Origin of the sequence: Pseudomonas sp. RIT-PI-AD, from assembly GCF_025642785.1 — a bacterium.
Lineage (GTDB): Bacteria > Pseudomonadota > Gammaproteobacteria > Pseudomonadales > Pseudomonadaceae > Pseudomonas_T.
Genome location: NZ_JANZKU010000022.1, coordinates 64,454 through 81,552, shown reverse-complemented (window position 1 = coordinate 81,552; position 17,099 = coordinate 64,454). Strand labels below are relative to the sequence as shown.

General features: G+C 66.2%; 18 protein-coding genes. 5 read left to right on the top strand and 13 right to left on the bottom strand.

From position 1 onward, the window contains the following. Positions 1 to 157: 157 nt before the first annotated feature. Both exbD and exbB read right to left on the bottom strand, forming a co-directional pair. Positions 158 to 580 carry a TonB system transport protein ExbD gene (gene exbD / locus OGL92_RS17565; protein ID WP_263146016.1) on the bottom strand — a complete coding sequence of 141 codons (423 nt, stop codon included), beginning with the start codon at positions 578 to 580 and terminating at the stop codon, positions 158 to 160. Between the two features lie 3 nt (positions 581 to 583). Then, positions 584 to 1,561, bottom strand: a complete 978-nt coding sequence (gene exbB / locus OGL92_RS17560) for a tonB-system energizer ExbB (RefSeq protein ID WP_263146015.1) — start codon at positions 1,559 to 1,561, stop codon at positions 584 to 586. Positions 1,562 to 1,766: 205 nt separating this feature from the next. On the opposite strand from exbB, the gene OGL92_RS17555 reads away from it, so the two are divergent. After that, positions 1,767 to 2,621 carry an SDR family oxidoreductase gene (locus tag OGL92_RS17555; RefSeq protein ID WP_263146013.1) on the top strand — a complete coding sequence of 285 codons (855 nt, stop codon included), beginning with the start codon at positions 1,767 to 1,769 and terminating at the stop codon, positions 2,619 to 2,621. A 36-nt stretch (positions 2,622 to 2,657) separates the two neighbouring features. Here the strand turns inward: OGL92_RS17555 and OGL92_RS17550 are convergent, their stop codons facing one another. The 6 genes from OGL92_RS17550 to OGL92_RS17525 form a co-directional block, all read right to left on the bottom strand. Next, positions 2,658 to 3,395 carry a hypothetical protein gene (locus tag OGL92_RS17550; protein ID WP_263146010.1) on the bottom strand — a complete coding sequence of 246 codons (738 nt, stop codon included), beginning with the start codon at positions 3,393 to 3,395 and terminating at the stop codon, positions 2,658 to 2,660. A 54-nt stretch (positions 3,396 to 3,449) separates the two neighbouring features. Further along, positions 3,450 to 3,830 (bottom strand): RidA family protein, encoded by a 381-nt coding sequence (locus OGL92_RS17545; protein ID WP_263146006.1) that lies wholly within the window; start codon positions 3,828 to 3,830, stop codon positions 3,450 to 3,452. Positions 3,831 to 3,906: 76 nt separating this feature from the next. Next, positions 3,907 to 6,015, bottom strand: a complete 2,109-nt coding sequence (gene spoT, locus OGL92_RS17540; RefSeq protein ID WP_263146004.1) for a bifunctional GTP diphosphokinase/guanosine-3',5'-bis pyrophosphate 3'-pyrophosphohydrolase — start codon at positions 6,013 to 6,015, stop codon at positions 3,907 to 3,909. Between the two features lie 60 nt (positions 6,016 to 6,075). Next, positions 6,076 to 6,339 (bottom strand): DNA-directed RNA polymerase subunit omega, encoded by a 264-nt coding sequence (rpoZ, locus tag OGL92_RS17535; protein ID WP_263146001.1) that lies wholly within the window; start codon positions 6,337 to 6,339, stop codon positions 6,076 to 6,078. A gap of 108 nt (positions 6,340 to 6,447) precedes the next feature. Further along, positions 6,448 to 7,068, bottom strand: a complete 621-nt coding sequence (gmk, locus tag OGL92_RS17530; protein ID WP_263146000.1) for a guanylate kinase — start codon at positions 7,066 to 7,068, stop codon at positions 6,448 to 6,450. Between the two features lie 49 nt (positions 7,069 to 7,117). After that, positions 7,118 to 7,981 carry a YicC/YloC family endoribonuclease gene (locus OGL92_RS17525; RefSeq protein ID WP_263145998.1) on the bottom strand — a complete coding sequence of 288 codons (864 nt, stop codon included), beginning with the start codon at positions 7,979 to 7,981 and terminating at the stop codon, positions 7,118 to 7,120. Positions 7,982 to 8,241: 260 nt separating this feature from the next. Here OGL92_RS17525 and rph point away from each other — a divergent pair, with 260 nt between their 5' ends. After that, positions 8,242 to 8,967, top strand: coding sequence for a ribonuclease PH (rph, locus tag OGL92_RS17520; RefSeq protein WP_263145996.1), 726 nt, complete (start codon positions 8,242 to 8,244; stop codon positions 8,965 to 8,967). Between the two features lie 4 nt (positions 8,968 to 8,971). Further along, complete coding sequence (locus tag OGL92_RS17515; protein ID WP_263145994.1) at positions 8,972 to 9,343, top strand: DUF4870 domain-containing protein; 372 nt, start codon at positions 8,972 to 8,974, stop codon at positions 9,341 to 9,343. 67 nt (positions 9,344 to 9,410) lie between these two features. Here OGL92_RS17515 and OGL92_RS17510 read toward each other — a convergent pair whose 3' ends face one another. Beyond that, positions 9,411 to 10,190 carry an exodeoxyribonuclease III gene (locus tag OGL92_RS17510; protein ID WP_263145992.1) on the bottom strand — a complete coding sequence of 260 codons (780 nt, stop codon included), beginning with the start codon at positions 10,188 to 10,190 and terminating at the stop codon, positions 9,411 to 9,413. A 93-nt stretch (positions 10,191 to 10,283) separates the two neighbouring features. On the opposite strand from OGL92_RS17510, the gene pyrE reads away from it, so the two are divergent. Further along, complete coding sequence (gene pyrE / locus OGL92_RS17505) at positions 10,284 to 10,925, top strand: orotate phosphoribosyltransferase (protein WP_263145989.1); 642 nt, start codon at positions 10,284 to 10,286, stop codon at positions 10,923 to 10,925. Positions 10,926 to 10,952: 27 nt separating this feature from the next. Next, positions 10,953 to 11,546 carry a DUF4124 domain-containing protein gene (locus OGL92_RS17500; RefSeq protein ID WP_263145987.1) on the top strand — a complete coding sequence of 198 codons (594 nt, stop codon included), beginning with the start codon at positions 10,953 to 10,955 and terminating at the stop codon, positions 11,544 to 11,546. A gap of 80 nt (positions 11,547 to 11,626) precedes the next feature. On the opposite strand, the gene argB is transcribed toward OGL92_RS17500, so the two are convergent. The 4 genes from argB to coaBC form a co-directional block, all read right to left on the bottom strand. After that, positions 11,627 to 12,532: an acetylglutamate kinase gene (gene argB, locus OGL92_RS17495; protein WP_263145985.1), complete on the bottom strand. Its 906-nt coding sequence runs from the start codon at positions 12,530 to 12,532 to the stop codon at positions 11,627 to 11,629. 108 nt (positions 12,533 to 12,640) lie between these two features. Continuing rightward, positions 12,641 to 14,035, bottom strand: coding sequence for a phosphomannomutase/phosphoglucomutase (gene algC / locus OGL92_RS17490; RefSeq protein WP_263146021.1), 1,395 nt, complete (start codon positions 14,033 to 14,035; stop codon positions 12,641 to 12,643). 1,236 nt (positions 14,036 to 15,271) lie between these two features. Next, positions 15,272 to 15,727: a dUTP diphosphatase gene (dut, locus tag OGL92_RS17485; RefSeq protein ID WP_263145983.1), complete on the bottom strand. Its 456-nt coding sequence runs from the start codon at positions 15,725 to 15,727 to the stop codon at positions 15,272 to 15,274. A 7-nt stretch (positions 15,728 to 15,734) separates the two neighbouring features. Then, positions 15,735 to 16,943, bottom strand: a complete 1,209-nt coding sequence (coaBC, locus tag OGL92_RS17480) for a bifunctional phosphopantothenoylcysteine decarboxylase/phosphopantothenate--cysteine ligase CoaBC (RefSeq protein ID WP_263145980.1) — start codon at positions 16,941 to 16,943, stop codon at positions 15,735 to 15,737. Positions 16,944 to 17,099: the final 156 nt, after the last annotated feature.

Here is a 17,099-nt window from a genome sequence, read left to right as displayed (position 1 = left end):
GGCAGGGGCTCCAGCTCGATCATCATCGCCGCCGGCGGCAATTCGATGGGCGGCGCCTCGGCATGCCAGAACATCGCCCAATAGGCCAGGGCGAGGTGCAGGCCGAGGATGAGCACCAGGCTGCCGCCCCAGCGCAGGGCCTTACGCATGCCTGGATTCATCTGCCGACGGTCTCCAGGCCGACCAGGCCGATCTTCAGGTAACCGGCGCCGCGCAAGGCGTCCATCACTTCCATCAGCGTGGCGTATTCCACGCCCTTGTCGCCGCGGACGAACACGGTCTTGTCCTTGTCGCCGTGGGTCAGGCGGTCCAGCGCCGCGCCGATCTGCGGCTTCGCCACCTGCTCCTCGCCGAGGAACAGGTCCTGGTTTTCCTTGATGCTCAGGTAGATCGGTTTTTCCGGTCGCGGCGCCGGCTTGGCGGTCGAGGCGGGCAGGTCGATCTTGACGTCGACGGTGGCCAGGGGGGCGGCGACCATGAAGATGATCAGCAGCACCAGCATGACGTCGATGAAGGGCGTGACGTTGATCTCGTGCACTTCGGCGAGATCGTCGTCACCTTCGTTCAGATGCAGTCCCATGAGTTAGCCCACTTTCACCATGTGCGGTTGCTGAGTGCGATCGACCGGCAGGTGGTCGAGATCGCGGCTGACCAGCAGCAGGACCTGCGCCGAGGCGTCCGCCACCTGGGCCTTGTAGCCGGCGATGGAGCGGGCGAAAACGTTGTAGATCACCACCGCCGGGATCGCCGCGACCAGGCCCAGGGCGGTGGCCAGCAGCGCTTCGGCGATCCCCGGGGCCACGACCGCGAGGTTGGTGGTCTGGGATTTGGCGATGCCGATGAAGGCGTTCATGATTCCCCAGACGGTGCCGAACAGGCCGACGAAGGGCGCGGTGGAGCCGATGGTGGCGAGGACGCCGGTGCCCTGGCTCATGCGCCGGCCGCTGGCCGCCACCAGGCGCTCCAGGCGGAAGCTGACGCGCTCCTTGATGCCTTCGCGCTCGCGGGCGTTGGCCGAGAGCTTCACTTCTTCCAGGGCGTCGTGCACCAGCAATCGCGACAGGCTGCCGGCGCGGGTGGCTTTTTCGCCGGCTTCGCTCAGCGAACGCGCCGATTTCAGCGCCAGCAGCTCCTTGCGCAGGCGGCGCTTGGCGCCGATCAGCTCGATGCCCTTGGCGAACCAGACGGTCCAGGTGAGGATCGAGGCGAGGGCCAGGCCGATCATCACGGTCTTCACCACCACGTCGGCGTTCTGGTACATGCCCCAGGGCGACAGGTCGTGGGCCAGACCGGGCTGGTCGTTGGCGTCGGTGCTGATGGACATCTGCTCCGGACCGGCATTCGCGGCCGTTGCTTCCGTCTGAGTGGCGGGCGCCGGGGTGGCGCTGTCGACCGCCGGCGCGGGCTGCACGCTGGCCTCGGGCGTGGCGGCGGGCGTGGGCTCCTCGGCGAAGGCGCCGGCCGGCAGCAGCAGGCCGATCAGCAGGACCGCGAGGGTGCGCAAGGCACGGGCAGGAATGGAACGGAACGTTGGCTGGGCGCGTGAGGCGAGAGAGTTCATGCTGGCCGGACCTGAGAGTGGGAAAAGGCGGTTGTCCACCGCGGCGATTGCGAAAAGGGCGGCGGTGCGAAGGGCTGTTATTATTGCAAGTAATTCTTGTTTGTAAAAGTGATAATATAACTTTTAGGCCTCAATCCGCCGCCAAACCTGCTGTTTTGCGCGCTTCCGACCTGCCATGCTGGCGTTTTAGCCGGGGAGTTCTCCAATGAGCACAGCGTCCCTATTAATAGCCGGCTGCGGCGACGTCGGCGGTCGCCTCGCCCGGCGCCTGCTCGCCGAGGGCTGGACGGTATACGGCCTGCGCCGGGATACCGCGCGTCTGCCGGCCGGCGTGCTGCCGGTCGCCGGCGATTTGCGGGGCGATGACTGCCCACCCGCGTGGCCGAGCGGCCCGCTGGATTACCTGGTGTATTGCGCCGCCGCCACCGAGCATGACGAAGCGGGCTATCGCGCTGCCTATATAGACGGGCTGAGGCATACCCTGGACTGGTTGCGTCGGCATGGGCAGCGGCCGAAGCGGCTGATCTTCGTCTCCAGCAGCGGTGTCTATGGCCAGGAGGACGGCGAGTGGGTCGACGAAGACTCCCCCGCCGAGGCCTCGCGCTACAGCGGGCGGATCATGCGCGAGGCCGAGCGTCTCGCCCTGGATGCGGGGTTCCCGGCCAGCCTGCTGCGCCTGAGCGGCATCTATGGTCCCGGCCGCGAGTGGCTACTGCGCCAGGTGCGCGAAGGCTATCGGGTGGTCAGCGAGCCGCCGCTGTACGGCAACCGCATCCACGTCGAGGATGCGGCCGGCCTGTTGGCGTTCCTGCTCCAGGCCGACGCGCGCGGCGTGCCCCTGGCGGACTGTTACCTGGGCGTCGACGACGAGCCGGCGCCGCTCCATGAAGTGGTCGGCTGGTTACGGGAGCGGCTGGGCATCACCCGGTGGTCCGACGAGTCGGCGGTGCGCCGTTCCGGCAGCAAGCGCTGTTCCAACGCGCGGGCGCGGGCGCTCGGCTGGCGCCCGCGCTACCCGAGCTATCGGGAAGGCTACGAAGCGGTCCTGACGGAGGACTGACGTTCGTGCGGGGGGCGTCGGCGAGGGAAGGGCGCGTCACTCCCGTTCGAGCAGCCAGCGGCGCGGCCCAGGGGTGTATTCGGGCATCTCGTCGTGGCTGGCACGGTTGATCGGCTCGAAGATTTCCAGCGTGCCGCCGTCACGGGTGAACATCCAGGGCGCGCCTTGCGCACCCTGCTGCAGCCACAGGCTGTCGTATTCGCCGCTCATCGCCGCGCAATCGCCCGCGAGGCACAGGGCATAGCGATCGGCGCCGGGCAGGCCGGCGAGGCTGCCGTCGGGGTGGAACAGCACCAGGCCGCCTTCGCCGGGGCCGCTGCGGATTTTCCAGGTGCCGCCGAGGTAGGCGCCGTACAGCGCCTGCTCGAAGCTGCTGCCGGGCGGTGCGCCGGCGGCCGCGGGTTTGGCGGGACGGGAAAAGCGCTGTTCGGGAAGGTTGGCGCTGGCGTCCTGGATCAGTTGATCGCCATCCAGCCGCAGGTTCTCGCGGTAGTCGCCGTAATAGTCCACGTGCCAATGATTCTTCGCCGGCTCGGCGACCAGGCGACCCTCGTCCAGCTCGAAGCCGTTGCTGGAGTCGGCGCGGCCCGCGGGCAGGTCGAGGCGCCATTCCAGGTTCGGGCCATAGGCCAACAGCGATTCGCGCAGCTTGCCGCTCGAACCCGCCGCTTCTATGGCGGCCTGGTTGATCCAGATTCCACTGGGGTCCTGGGGCGCGCTGGCGCAACCGGCGAGGACGGCGCTGCACAGCAGCAGGGCGAGACAATGGCGCATGGCGGGCATCCGATGCAGGAGGAAGCGGGGCGCCGCGCCCCGCCGGAAAAACGCTTACTCGAGGACCAGGATCGCGTCCATCTCCACCAGGGACGCGCGCGGCAGCGCGGCGACGCCGATGGCGGCACGGGCCGGATAGGGCTGCTGGAAGTAACGGCCCATGATCTCGTTGACCTTGGCGAAATGGCTCAGGTCAGTGAGGAAGATGTTCAGCTTGACGATGTCCTTGAGCGAGCCGCCGGCAGCCTCGGCCACCGCCTTGAGGTTCTCGAACACCTGCACGGTCTGGGCCTCGAAGCCCTCCACCAGCTCCATGGTTTTCGGGTCCAGGGGGATTTGCCCGGACAGGTAGACAGTGTTGCCGGCCTTGATCGCCTGGGAATAGGTGCCGATGGCGGCGGGGGCGTTCTCGGTGTTGATCACGGATTTGCTCATGGTGACTCCTTGTGAGCGAGTGGGCTGAAGCGGACGGAGCCTTCCGTCCGCGGAACCGGCGGCGTGGGCGCTGTGGTCAGGCGCGCACGCGGGTGATGCGCACGACCCCGATCAGGGCGCGCAGCTTCTTGATCACGCGGGCCAGGTGCACCCGATCGTGCACGCTGACCACCAGTTGGACAACGCTGATGCGGCCATCGCGTTCGTCCATGCTGATCTTCTCGATGTTGCCGTCGGCGGCGTTCACGCTGCTGGCGAGCAGCGCGATCAGGCCACGCTGGTGCTCTAGCTCGACGCGCAGCTCGACGTTGAATTCGCCGGTGACGTCCTTGGCCCAGGACAGCTGGATGCATTTTTCCGGGTTGTTGCGCACGTCGCCGATGTTCCGGCAGCTTTCCAGGTGCACCACCATGCCCTTGCCCGCCGACAGGTGGCCGACGATGGGGTCGCCGGGGATCGGCGTGCAGCATTTCGCATAGCTGAGCACCAGCCCCTCGGTGCCGCGGATCGCCAGCGGCCCTTCGCTGTTGGGCGACTGCGCGCCGTCGCTGGCCAGCAGGCGCCGCGCCACCACATAGGCCATGCGGTTGCCCAGGCCGATATCTTCCAGCAGGTCTTCCAGCGCTTCCAGGCGATACTCGCCGAGCACCAGTTGCAGGCGTTCGGGGGCGATCTTTTCCAAGTGGCTGTCGAAGCCGGCGAGGACTTTGTTCAGCAGGCGTTCGCCCAGGCTCACCGATTCGGAGCGGCGTTGCAGCTTCAGCGCGTGGCGGATATGGGTGCGCGCCTTGCCGGTGACGACGAAGTTCAGCCAGGCCGGGTTCGGTCGTGCGCCGGGCGCGGTGACGATTTCCACGGTTTCGCCGCTCTGCAAGGGCTCGGACAGCGGCGCCAGGCGGCGGTTGATGCGGCAGGCGATGCAGGTATTGCCGACGTCGGTGTGCACCGCGTAGGCGAAATCCACCGCGGTGGAGCCCTTCGGCAGCTCCATGATGCGGCCCTTGGGCGTGAACACGTAGACCTCGTCGGGGAACAGGTCGATCTTCACGCTTTCGATGAATTCGAGGGAGTTGCCCGCGCGTTGCTGCATTTCCAGCACGCCTTTCACCCATTGGCGCGCGCGCGCATGGGTGCTCTTGGGCACCTCGTCATCGTTGGACTTGTACAGCCAGTGGGCGGCGATGCCGTTGTTGGCCATCTCTTCCATCTCGCGGGTGCGGATCTGGATCTCGATGGGCACGCCGTGCATGCCGAACAGGGTGGTGTGCAGCGACTGGTAACCGTTGGCCTTGGGGATCGCGATGTAGTCCTTGAAGCGGCCGGGCAGCGGCTTGTACAGGTTGTGCACGGCGCCGAGGACGCGGTAGCAGGTGTCCACCTTGTCGACGATCACGCGGAAGGCGTACACGTCCATGATCTCGTTGAACGCCCGGCGCTTGCCGCGCATCTTCTGGTAAATGCTGTACAGGTGCTTCTCGCGGCCGGTCACGTCGCCCTGCATGCCTTCGTGTTCCAGGCAATGCTTGAGCGATTCCTCGATGCGCCCGACGATTTCCTTGCGGTTGCCGCGGGCGCGCTTGACCGCGGCGCGGATGCGTTCGGAGCGCATCGGGTGCATCGCCTTGAAGCCGAGGTCTTCGAATTCCACGCGCATGCTGTGCATGCCCAGCCGGTTGGCGATGGGGGCGTAGATTTCGAGGGTTTCCTTGGCGATGCGCCGGCGTTTTTCGCCGGAGAGGACTTCCAGGGTGCGCATGTTGTGCAGGCGGTCGGCCAGCTTGACCAGGATCACGCGGATGTCCCGGGCCATGGCCATGGCCATCTTCTGGAAGTTCTCGGCCTGGGCTTCCGCCTTGGTCTCGAAGTTCATCTGGGTCAGCTTGCTGACCCCGTCAACCAGCTCCGCGACGGTTTCGCCGAACTGCGTGGTGAGCGCTTCCTTAGCGATGCCGGTGTCCTCGATCACGTCGTGCAGCATCGCGGCCATCAGGCTCTGATGGTCCATGTGCATGTCGGCGAGGATGTTGGCGACCGCCAGGGGGTGGGTGACGTAGGCTTCGCCGCTGCGACGACGCTGGCCGTCGTGCGCCTGCTCGGCGTAGAAGTACGCCCGGCGGACCAGGTTGACCTGGTCGGCGCCGAGGTAGGACGACAGTCGATCGGCGAGTGTGTCTATGTTCGGCAAGGGAGGCCTCCCCGCCGTCTGTTTCCACCCGGTACCGCGTGACATCGACCAGGCATCGAATCAGAGGGCCTCGTTGGCCTCGTCCTCGAATGCGGCGAAGAGCGGCTCGTCTTCGACGATCTCTTCCTGGGCGATGACGTCGTAGTCGATCAGGCCGGCGGCGATTTCACGCAGGGCGACCACGGTCGGTTTGTCGTTTTCCCAAGCGACCTTCGGCTCTTTGCCGCCGGTGGCCAGTTGACGGGAGCGCTTGGTGGCGAGCATCACCAGCTCGAAGCGGTTAACGACGTTGTCCAGGCAGTCTTCAACGGTGACGCGAGCCATGGTGTTCCTCGTAGCGACTAGAAGTAGAAGCGGAAAAGAGCGCTGAGCCCGATGGGCGAGCGGACTGGATAGTCTAAAAAATCACCAGCATTAAGGGAAGCGCTGATTTCAGGCGAGCAGCTCGCCGAGCAGGCCGCCGTGGCGTTGCTGCTGAACGCTCTGGAGTAATTGGTTGGCGCGGAAGATCGCCTTGATGTCGTCCAGGGCGTGGGCGAAGTCGTCGTTGATCACCAGGTAGTCGTATTCCACGTAGTGGCTCATTTCGCTGACCGCCTCGCGCATGCGCCGCTCGATCACCTCGCCGCTGTCCTGGCCGCGGTCGGTCAGGCGATGGCGCAGGGCTTCCTGGGTCGGCGGCAGGATGAAGATGGACTTGGCCTGGGGCATCAGCCGGCGCACCTGTTGCGCGCCCTGCCAGTCGATCTCGAGGATCAGGTCGTAGCCTTCGGCGAGGGTTTTCTCGACCCAGCGCTGGGACGTGCCATAGAGGTTGCCGAACACCTCGGCGTGTTCGAGGAACTCGTCGCGCTCGAGCATCGCCACGAAGGCCTCGCGGTCGACGAAGTGATAGTTCACCGCATCCTGCTCGCCGGGGCGCATGGCGCGGGTGGTGTGCGAAACCGACACGCGGATGCGCGGCTCGGTTTCGATCAGCGATTTGACCAGGCTGGTCTTGCCCGCGCCGGAGGGGGCGGAAATGATGTAAAGCGTGCCGGTGGTGATGGCCATGGCAGTCATCCGTAGACGTCAAAAGAAAAGGAGCGCGGGGGTGGCCGCGTCATTCGATGTTCTGCACCTGTTCGCGCATCTGTTCGATCAGCACTTTCAGGTTCACCGCGGCTTGCGTGCTGCGGGTGTCGAAGGCCTTGGAGCCGAGGGTGTTGGCCTCGCGGTTGAGTTCCTGCATCAGGAAGTCCAGGCGCCGTCCCGCGGCGCCCCCGGCCTTCAATACGCGACGGACTTCGCCGACGTGGGTGTCGAGGCGGTCGAGCTCTTCGGCGACGTCGCTCTTCTGGGCCAGCAGGACCAATTCCTGCTCCAGGCGCTGGGGGTCCAGTTCGGCCTGCATGTCGCGGAACCGATCGAGAATCCGCTGACGTTGCGCGGCAAGCATCTGCGGCACCCGTTCGCGCAGGGCGGCGACTTCGTCACGCATGCTGTCCAGGCGTTCGTCGAGCAGTTTCGCCAGTTCCGCGCCTTCGCGGGCGCGGCCGCCCTTCAACTGCTCCAGGGCCTCGTCGAACAATTCCAGGGCGGCGCTGTTGAGGGCCTGCGGATCGGCCACGTCGGCCATCAGCACACCGGGCCAGGCCAACACCTCCAGCGGGTTGAGGGGCGCGGGGCGCTCGATCAGGCTGGCCACCGTTTCCGCGGCCGCGACCAGTTGGGCGGCGCGCTCGCGGTCTACCTGGAGCCGCTGCCCGGCCTGCTCTTCGGCGAAGCGCAGGCTGCACTCCACCTTGCCGCGGGAAAGCCCCTGGCGCAGCGCATCGCGCACCGCGCCTTCCAGGTCGCGGAAGGCATCCGGCAGGCGCAGGTGCGGCTCCAGGTAGCGATGATTGACCGAACGCAGCTCCCAGCTCAGGGTGCCGTGAGCACCGGCTCGTTCGACGCGGGCGAAGGCGGTCATGCTGCGCACCATGGGGAGACCTCTCGGGAAGGGGAACGAAAGGCGCGGGATTGTAGCGCTAAAAACCGTCGCGGGCTCGCCGGGACGGGCAAGCGGTCAGCCGGCGACGGGATCGTCCTTCGGCGAGGCATCCATTCCGTGTCCCGGTATTTCGACCGGGCAGGCAGGACCTTTGACGCCGGAAGGTGCCCATCCGGCCAATGTTCGATGTCCGCGGCCCGCCGGGCACCCTATAATGCGCAGCAGTTTCCGTCCCGAACAGGTATTGACCGATGAAGCGTCCCAGTGGCCGCGCCGCCGACCAGCTGCGCCCGATCCGCATCACCCGCCACTACACCAAGCACGCCGAAGGCTCGGTGCTGGTGGAGTTCGGCGATACCAAGGTGATTTGCACCGCCAGCGTGGAGTCCGGCGTGCCGCGTTTCCTCAAGGGCCAGGGGCAAGGTTGGCTGACCGCCGAGTACGGCATGCTGCCGCGCTCCACCGGCGAACGTAACCAGCGCGAAGCCAGCCGCGGCAAGCAGGGCGGTCGGACCCTGGAGATCCAGCGGTTGATCGGCCGTTCGCTGCGCGCCGCGCTGGACATGACCAAGCTGGGCGACAACACCATCTACCTGGATTGCGACGTGATCCAGGCCGACGGCGGGACCCGCACCGCGTCCATCACCGGCGCCATGGTGGCCCTGGCCGATGCGCTGAACGTGCTGAAGAAGCGCGGGGCGATCAAGGGCGGCCAGTCACCGCTGAAACAGATGGTCGCGGCGGTTTCCGTGGGCATGTACCAGGGCGAGCCGGTGCTCGACCTGGACTATCTCGAGGACTCCGCGGCCGAAACCGATCTCAACGTGGTGATGACCGAGGCCGGTGGCTTCATCGAGATCCAGGGCACCGCCGAAGGCGAGCCGTTCCAGCCGGAGCAGTTGAACGCCATGCTGGCCCTGGCGCAGAAAGGCGTCGCGGAGTTGTTCGAGCTGCAGCGCGCCGCGCTCGCCGACTGAGGGCATGGCCATGGAAGAGCAGGATCTCGTTCCGCTACCCAGCCAGGAAGCCCGGCAGTGGGCGATGTTCTGCCACTTCGCGGCGTTCCTCGGCCTGGTGTTCCCATTCGGCAATCTGCTCGGCCCGCTGATCGTCTGGCAGTTGAAGAAGGACCTCGATCCCTTCGTCGACGAACAGGGCAAGGAAGCGCTGAACTTCCAGATCAGCGTCGCCCTGGCGGCGCTGGTCTGCTTCGTTCTGATGCTGGTGGTGATCGGTTTCCTGCTGCTCAGCCTGCTGGGCATCGGCGCGCTGGTGCTGACCATCATCGCCGGGATCAAGGCCAACGAGGGGCGTGCCTACCGCTATCCCTTCACCTGGCGCTTGATCAAGTAGCCCGCTCGAACGCCGGACGCGAAGCCTCGCTTCCGGCGCCCGGCCGGTCCTGCGGACGCGGCCCGATTCAGATGCTCAGGGTCCAGTCGTAGTCGACGATCAGCGGAGCATGCTGGGAAAAGCGCGGTTGCCGCGGCAGGCGCGCGCTGCGCACGAAGCGGCGCATGCCGGGCGTCAGCACCTGATAGTCGAAGCGCCAGCCCAGGTTGAGCAGTTCAGCCTGCTCGCTGTCCGGCCACCAACTGAACTGGTCGCCTTCCCGGCTCACTTCGCGCAGGGCATCCACGTAGCCGAAATTGCCGAACACCTCGTCCAGCCAGCTCCGTTCCGGCGCCAGGAAGCCCGGCATCTGCTGGCAGTCGCGCCAGCTCTTCACGTCCAGCTTCTGATGCGCCACGTAGAGCGAACCGCAATAGATGTATTCGCGGCGCTTGCGGCGCTGCTTGTTCAAATAGTGGGTGAAGTCGTCCATGAACTTGAATTTCTGATTCAAGTTCTCGTCGCCGCCCTGCCCGGAAGGCAGCAGCAGCGTGGCGATGCTCACCTTGTCGAAGTCGGCCTGCAGGTAGCGCCCATAACGGTCGGCCATTTCGAAGCCTAGGCCGTTGATCACCGCCTTGGGTTGCTGCCGCGAATAGAGTGCCACGCCGCCTTGGGCGGGGACTTCGGCATCGCTGGCATAGAGGAAGTAGCCATCCAGTTGGAGGGCTGGGTCGTCCAGGTCAAAGGCGGAGGCGCGGGTATCTTGCAGGCAGATCACGTCGGCATTCTGTGCTTGCAGCCAGCTCAGGAGTCCCCGCTCGGCTGCAGCCTGAATACCATTCACGTTCACACTGATGATCCGCATAAATGGCCCCCAAAAACACGTCCGTGTATGATACCCGAGCTCATCCTTATTAGCTAAATTCATGGCTAAATCCGTGTCGTCCGGGGTTTTTCTATGCAGGCGTATCAGCACGATTTCATTCGTTTCGCCATCGAACGCGGCGTGCTGCGTTTTGGCGAGTTCACCCTCAAGTCCGGACGCACCAGTCCCTATTTCTTCAATGCCGGCCTGTTCGACAGTGGCCTCGCGCTGGCGCGTCTCGGGCGTTTCTACGCGGCGGCGATCGTCGACAGCGGCATCGCCTTCGAGGTGCTGTTCGGGCCGGCCTACAAGGGCATTCCCCTGGCTGCCGCGACCGCCGTCGCGCTGGCGGAACAGCATGGGCTGGACCTGCCCTGGTGCTTCAACCGCAAGGAGGCCAAGGCTCATGGCGAAGGCGGCACCCTGGTCGGCGCGCCCTTGCGGGGCCGTGTGTTGATCGTCGACGACGTGATCACCGCCGGTACGGCGATCCGCGAGGTGATGCGCATCATCCAGGCGCAGCAGGCGCAGGCCGCGGGTGTGCTGATCGCCCTGGATCGACAGGAGCGGGGGCAGGGTGAGCTATCGGCGATCCAGGAAGTGCAACGCGACTTCGAGGTGCCGGTGGTGAGCATCGTCGGGTTGGATCAGGTGCTGGAATATCTGGCCGGGGATGCTGAACTGAAGAAGCATCTGCCGGCGGTTGAAGCCTACCGCGCGCAGTATGGAATTTGACGTTAACGTCGACAGGATGAGTGCTAGATGGCCAGACAGGATGGGATCCGCCTGACGTTGTTGCTGTGTCTTTGCTCGCCTCTGCTGGCGGGTGCCGCCGACCTTTACCGCTACGTGAACGACAAGGGCGTGACCGTACTCGACCGGCAGGGCGTACCGCCGGAGTTCATCAGTAAGGGCTACCAGGTACTCAACGACCAGGGGCGGGTGATCCAGGTGGTGCCGCCCGCGCCCAGCCGCGAGGAAATGCAGAGGCGCCTGGACGCCAAGGCCCGCGCGGGTTCGGATGTCCAGTTGATGCGCCTGTACTCAAGCGTCGAGGACGTCGACCGCGCGCTCAAGCGCAAGCTGTCGGAGATCGATGGGCTGATCAGCGTGGTGCGCGGCAACCTGCAGTCGGTGAAGGTGCAGCAGGACAACCTGCAAGGCCGCGCCGCCGACCTGGAACGCGCCGGTCGCGCGGTACCGGCCGATCTGGTCGCGCAGATCAACGACCTGAAAGCGGAGCAGCAACGCCTCGAGAAGGATATCCAGCGCTATCAGGACACCCGTGAACAAACCCAGGTTTCGTTCAGCGCGGACCGCGATCGACTCGCTCAATTGCTGGGCCGGGGTAACTGACGTTCAGCCCTTTCCGGCATCGCCAATCGACGTAAAGCCGGCCCCGGACGGCAAGACGTCTTCCGGGGCGTGGTGCATCCTCAGTGACGCTTGCGATTGGTGATCAGGGTGCCGACGCCGCTGTCGGTGAAAATCTCCAGCAGCACCGCGTTGGGCACCCGGCCATCGATGATGTGGGCGCTGGTCACCCCGCCATGCACCGCATCCAGCGCGCAACGGATCTTCGGCAGCATGCCGCCATGGATAGTGCCGTCGGCGATCAGGTTGTTGACCTGTTCGGTGGACAGGCCGGTGAGCACCTGGCCTTCCTTGTCCATCAAGCCGGCGATGTTGGTCAGCAGCATCAGTTTCTCGGCCTTCAGCGCCTCGGCCACCTTGCCCGCCACCAGGTCGGCGTTGATGTTGTAGGACTCGCCGTCCGGACCCACGCCGATCGGTGCGATGACCGGGATGAAGTTGCCGCGCACCAGCATGTTGAGCAGCTCGACGTTGACTCCGGTGACTTCGCCGACCAGGCCGATATCGATGATCTCCGGCTGGGTCATCTCTGGCGTCTTGCGGGTCACGGTGAGTTTCTTCGCCCGGATCAGCTCCGCGTCCTTGCCGGTCAGGCCGATGGCACTGCCGCCATGGCGGTTGATCAGGTTGACGATGTCCTTGTTCACCAGGCCGCCCAGGACCATTTCCACCACGTCCATGGTTTGCGCGTCGGTGACCCGCATGCCATCGACGAAGCGGCTCTCGATGGACAGGCGCTTGAGCAGGTCGCCGATCTGCGGGCCGCCGCCGTGCACCACCACCGGGTTGATGCCCACTGCCTTCATCAACACCATGTCGCGGGCGAAGCCGGCTTTCAGCTCGTCGCTTTCCATGGCATTGCCACCGTACTTGACCACCAGCGTCTTGCCGACGAAACGGCGGATGTAGGGCAGTGCTTCGGACAGGACCTGGGCGACTTGGGTGGCGACTTCACGGCTGGGGGTCATGCAAGGCTCCAGTGATACGGCGTGGCCGGTGGGGGTGGATGAAACGCCCGCGCCGGGCTCGGATGACGAGCCCGGCGCATGCCTGCAGGATCGATGCAGGGGCTTGAATCAGAACGGCAGGGTCAGTTCCGGGGCGACGGTGTAGAGCTGGGCCCGGAACACTTCTTGGATGCGCTTGAGCTCCTCCTGGGTATCGGCCTCGAAGCGCAGCACCAGCACCGGCGTGGTGTTGGACGCGCGGATCAGGCCCCAGCCCTTGGGATAGTCGACCCGGACGCCGTCCAGGGTGGTGATGTTCGCTTCGCCCCAGTGACCGTCGCGCTGCAGGCGTTCGATCAGGCGGAACTTGTTCTCGTCGGTGACGGTGATGTTGATTTCCGGCGTGGAGATGTCGCTGGGGAACGCGGAGAACACGTGTTCGGCGTCGCGCTTGTCCTGGCTGAGGATCTCCAGCAGGCGGGCGGCGCTGTAAATGCCGTCGTCGAAGCCGTACCAGCGCTCCTTAAAGAACATGTGCCCGCTCATTTCGCCCGCCAGCAGCGCACCGGTTTCCTTCATCTTCTTCTTGATCAACGAATGACCGGTCTTCCACATTACCGGGCGACCGCCGTAGCCGCTGATCAGCGCGGTCAGGCGGCGCGTGCATTTGACGTCGAAGATGATGTCGGCGCCGGGGTTGCGCGAGACGACGTCCTTGGCGAACAGCATCAGCAGGCGATCCGGATAGATGATGGTGCCGGTGTTGGTCACCACGCCGACGCGGTCGCCGTCGCCGTCGAAGGCCAGGCCCAGGTCGGCATTCTCCGACTTGACCTTGGCGATCAGGTCTTCGAGGTTCTCCGGTTTGCCCGGGTCCGGATGGTGGTTGGGGAAGTTGCCGTCCACGTCGCAGAACAGGGGGATCACGCTGCATCCCAGGGCTTCGATCAGTCGCGGCGCGATCACGCCGGCGACGCCGTTGCCGCAGTCGACCACCACGCGCATGGGCTTGGCCATGGCGATGTCGTCGCGGATCTGCTTGAAGTAGCGGTCGAGGATTTCCACCTGCTCGACACTGCCGACGCCGCTGGCCAGGTCGTTGTTCTGGATGCGCGTGTGCAGGGCGGTGATGCTTTCGTTGGCCAGGGTGTCGCCGGCGATGACGATCTTGAAGCCGTTGTAGTCCGGCGGGTTGTGGCTGCCGGTGAGCATCACGCCGGATTTACCGGCCAGCACGTGGGTCGCGTAGTACAGCACCGGCGTCGGCACCATGCCGATGTCGCTGACCTGGCAGCCGCAGTCCAGCAGGCCCTGGATCAGGCTCTGTACCAGTTCGGGGCCGGAGAGGCGGCCGTCGCGGCCAACGGAGACGTTCGGCTCGCCGCGGTCCAGGCTTTCCGAGCCGATGGCGCGACCGATCCAATAGGCGGTTTCGGCGGTGAGCGTATCACCGACCACGCCACGGATGTCGTAGGCGCGGAAAATGCTGGCGGGCAGAGTCGGGGCGGTTTCTCGGATGCTCATAATCGGGGCTTGCTCCAATCCCAGGAGGTCCTGGTCTTCGTCGAGGATGTCGATATCGAGAATGTCGGTATCTTGGAAAAGTGGGTCGACCGGCACGGTCGGCTTGACCCCCGCCGTTGCCGCTACCGCCGGCCTGATGCTGTCGGCGACGGGTTGGCTCGGCGCGGGGACCGCATTCTTGCGCCGCGCCTGACGGATCAGGGCCTGGGCGAGGAGGTCCAGGGCCGGCAGCTTCAAGGTAGAGGCTTTGACGCTCCTGCCGGTGGAGAGTTCTTGCACCATGAGGTTGAGCGCCAGGACATCGTCGCGAAGATGCCGCTGCAGCCGCTGGCGTTGCAGATAGAGCCCGGCCAGCGCGCCGGCCAGAGCCAGCAGGGCGGCCAGGCCGAACAGCGGTGTCGAGCCGCCGGCTTGGGTCAGGGCGGTGCCGGGCAGGAATTCCAGCTGCCAGTGCGGATTGCCGCTGGCGAAGGTTTCCGGCGGGCCTTCGCCCTGGCCGCGCTGGGCCAGGACCTGGGCCGGGGTGTTGCCGAACCGCTGGACCAGCCGCCACTGGCCGGCATCTTCCGGCAGGGGCGGCAGGCTGCGCAGCAGGCGCTCCAGGTCGAAGGCGAGGAGCAACGTGCCCTGCAACGGCATGCCGTCGGCGGCGCGCAGCGGGGCGACGCTGTAGACCAGCCAACGTTGGCCGATTTTGTAGGCTTCCGGCGGCGGGGTCTCGCCGTTCTCGACGCGACGCAGCAGGTCGAGGGCGGCGAAATTCATCGGCGCCGCGCGCTCGGTGCTCTGCTGGGCCTGTCCCGGGAGGTTGATGTAGGCATCCACCACGTCGGCCCAGTAGCCGAGCGCGCGTTCGGCCGCCTGGACCTGCGCCGGCTGCTGGCTGTCCAGGGCCTGGGTCAGCAGAGGGTTGCGCGCGGCGATGTTGGTGTCCCGCGCCAGTTGGGCCAGCGCCTGTTGCAAGGCGGCCGCCTCGCCGCCGCCCCAGGCCTGGATCAGGCGATGCCGCTGTTGCTGCTGGGCGCCCTCGAGGGCGCCGAACCAGAGGAGCGCCCCGGCGGCGGCCAGACCGGCCAGGCAGGCCAGGAGGCTCGGCAGGGCGTCGCCCAGGCGATTGCCGGCCGACGGACCTCGCCTGTCCGGCTCGATCGGTGTCAGCGTCAGGCTGTCATCGTCCTTGGCAGTGCGCTTGAAGAGTTTCACGGAAGGTCTCCCAGGCGGTCGTCCTGATTGAGATTAGTGGCTGCCGGAGTGCCCGAAACCGCCTTCGCCCCGCTGGCTCGCGTCGAAATGCTCGACCAGTTCGAAGTGCGCCTGCACCACCGGGACCAGGATCAACTGGGCGATGCGTTCGCCGATGGCGATGTCGAAGGCGTTCTGGCCGCGGTTCCAGCAGGAGACCATGAGTTCGCCCTGGTAGTCCGAGTCGATCAGGCCCACCAGGTTGCCGAGGACGATGCCGTGCTTGTGGCCGAGGCCGGAACGCGGCAGGACCAGGGCGGCCAGGCCCGGGTCGCCGATGTGGATCGACAGGCCGGTAGGAATCAGCACGGTCTGCCCCGGCTCCAGCCGGAGGTCGCGTTCGAGCATGGCGCGCAAGTCGAGCCCGGCGGAGCCCGGCGTGGCGTATTGCGGGAGGGGGAAGTCGCGGCCCAGGCGTGGGTCGAGGATCTTCGCTTGCAGGGAGTGCATGGTCGGGTCAGGCCTGCTTGATGCGATCGGCGATGAAGGCGACCAGTTGCCGGGCGATCTTGCCCTTGCTGGTCTGCGCCAGGCTGGTCTGCCGCAGCTCGCGGTCGATGATGGTGATGGCGTTCTCTTCGCTGTTGAAGCCGATGGACGGGTTGGCCACGTCGTTGGCGACGATCAGGTCGAGGTTCTTGTCCTTGAGCTTGCGCAGGGCGTACTCCAGCAGGAATTCGGTCTCCGCGGCGAAACCCACGCTGAACGGGCGGTCTTCCCGGCGGGCCAGGGTGGCGAGGATGTCCGGGTTGCGTACCAACTGCAAGAGCAGGCCTTCGCCGCTGCTCGGGTCCTTCTTCATTTTGTGCGGCGCGACCACTTCCGGCCGGTAGTCGGCCACCGCCGCCGAGGCGATGAGCACGTCGCACGGCATCGCCGCTTCGCACGCGGCGAGCATGTCGCGGGCACTGGTGACGTCGACGCGGGTGACCCGATCGGGCGTCGGCAGGTGCACCGGCCCGGTGACCAGTGTCACCCGGGCACCGGCCTCGGCCGCCGCTTCGGCGAGGGAGAAACCCATCTTCCCGGAGCTGTGGTTGGTGATGTAGCGCACCGGGTCGATGTTTTCCTGGGTCGGCCCGGCGGTGATCAGCACGTGCAGGCCGCTGAGGGATTTGCGTTCGAAGCAGTCGGCGGCGAGTTGCGCCAACTGCTCGGCTTCGAGCATGCGCCCGGGGCCGACGTCGCCGCAGGCCTGGCTGCCCGCGGCGGGGCCGAACAGGCGGATGCCGCGGTTCTCCAGGGCGACGGCGTTGGCCTGGGTGGCCGGATCGCGCCACATCGCCTGATTCATCGCCGGCGCCAGAGCGACCGGTGCGTCGGTGGCGAGGACCAGGGTGGTGAGCAGGTCGTCGGCGATGCCCTGGGCCAGGCGCGCCATCAGATCGGCGGTGGCGGGCGCGACGAGCACCAAGTCGGCCCATTTGGCCAGTTCGATGTGCCCCATCGCGGCCTCGGCGGCCGGGTCGAGCAGATCCAGGTGGACGGGGTGTCCAGAGAGCGCTTGCAGGGTCAGCGGGGTGATGAATTCGCGACCGCCACGGGTCATCACCACCCGTACCTCGGCGCCTTGATCACGTAGCCGGCGAACCAGTTCGGCACTTTTATATGCGGCTATCCCGCCGCCCACGCCCAGAACGATGCGTTTCCGATAGAGCCGCTGCATAGGCCTGCCTTTTTATAGATACCGGTTTCATGCGGGCGGGTGATGCCTCCCCAGGCCGGCCGCCGCGCAAAGTCGGGCTAAGATAGCACAGCGTTTGTGCGGGTACAGAGCCTCGAATGGCGCGCGCCCACCCGCTCTGCGGCGGTGCTCGCGGGG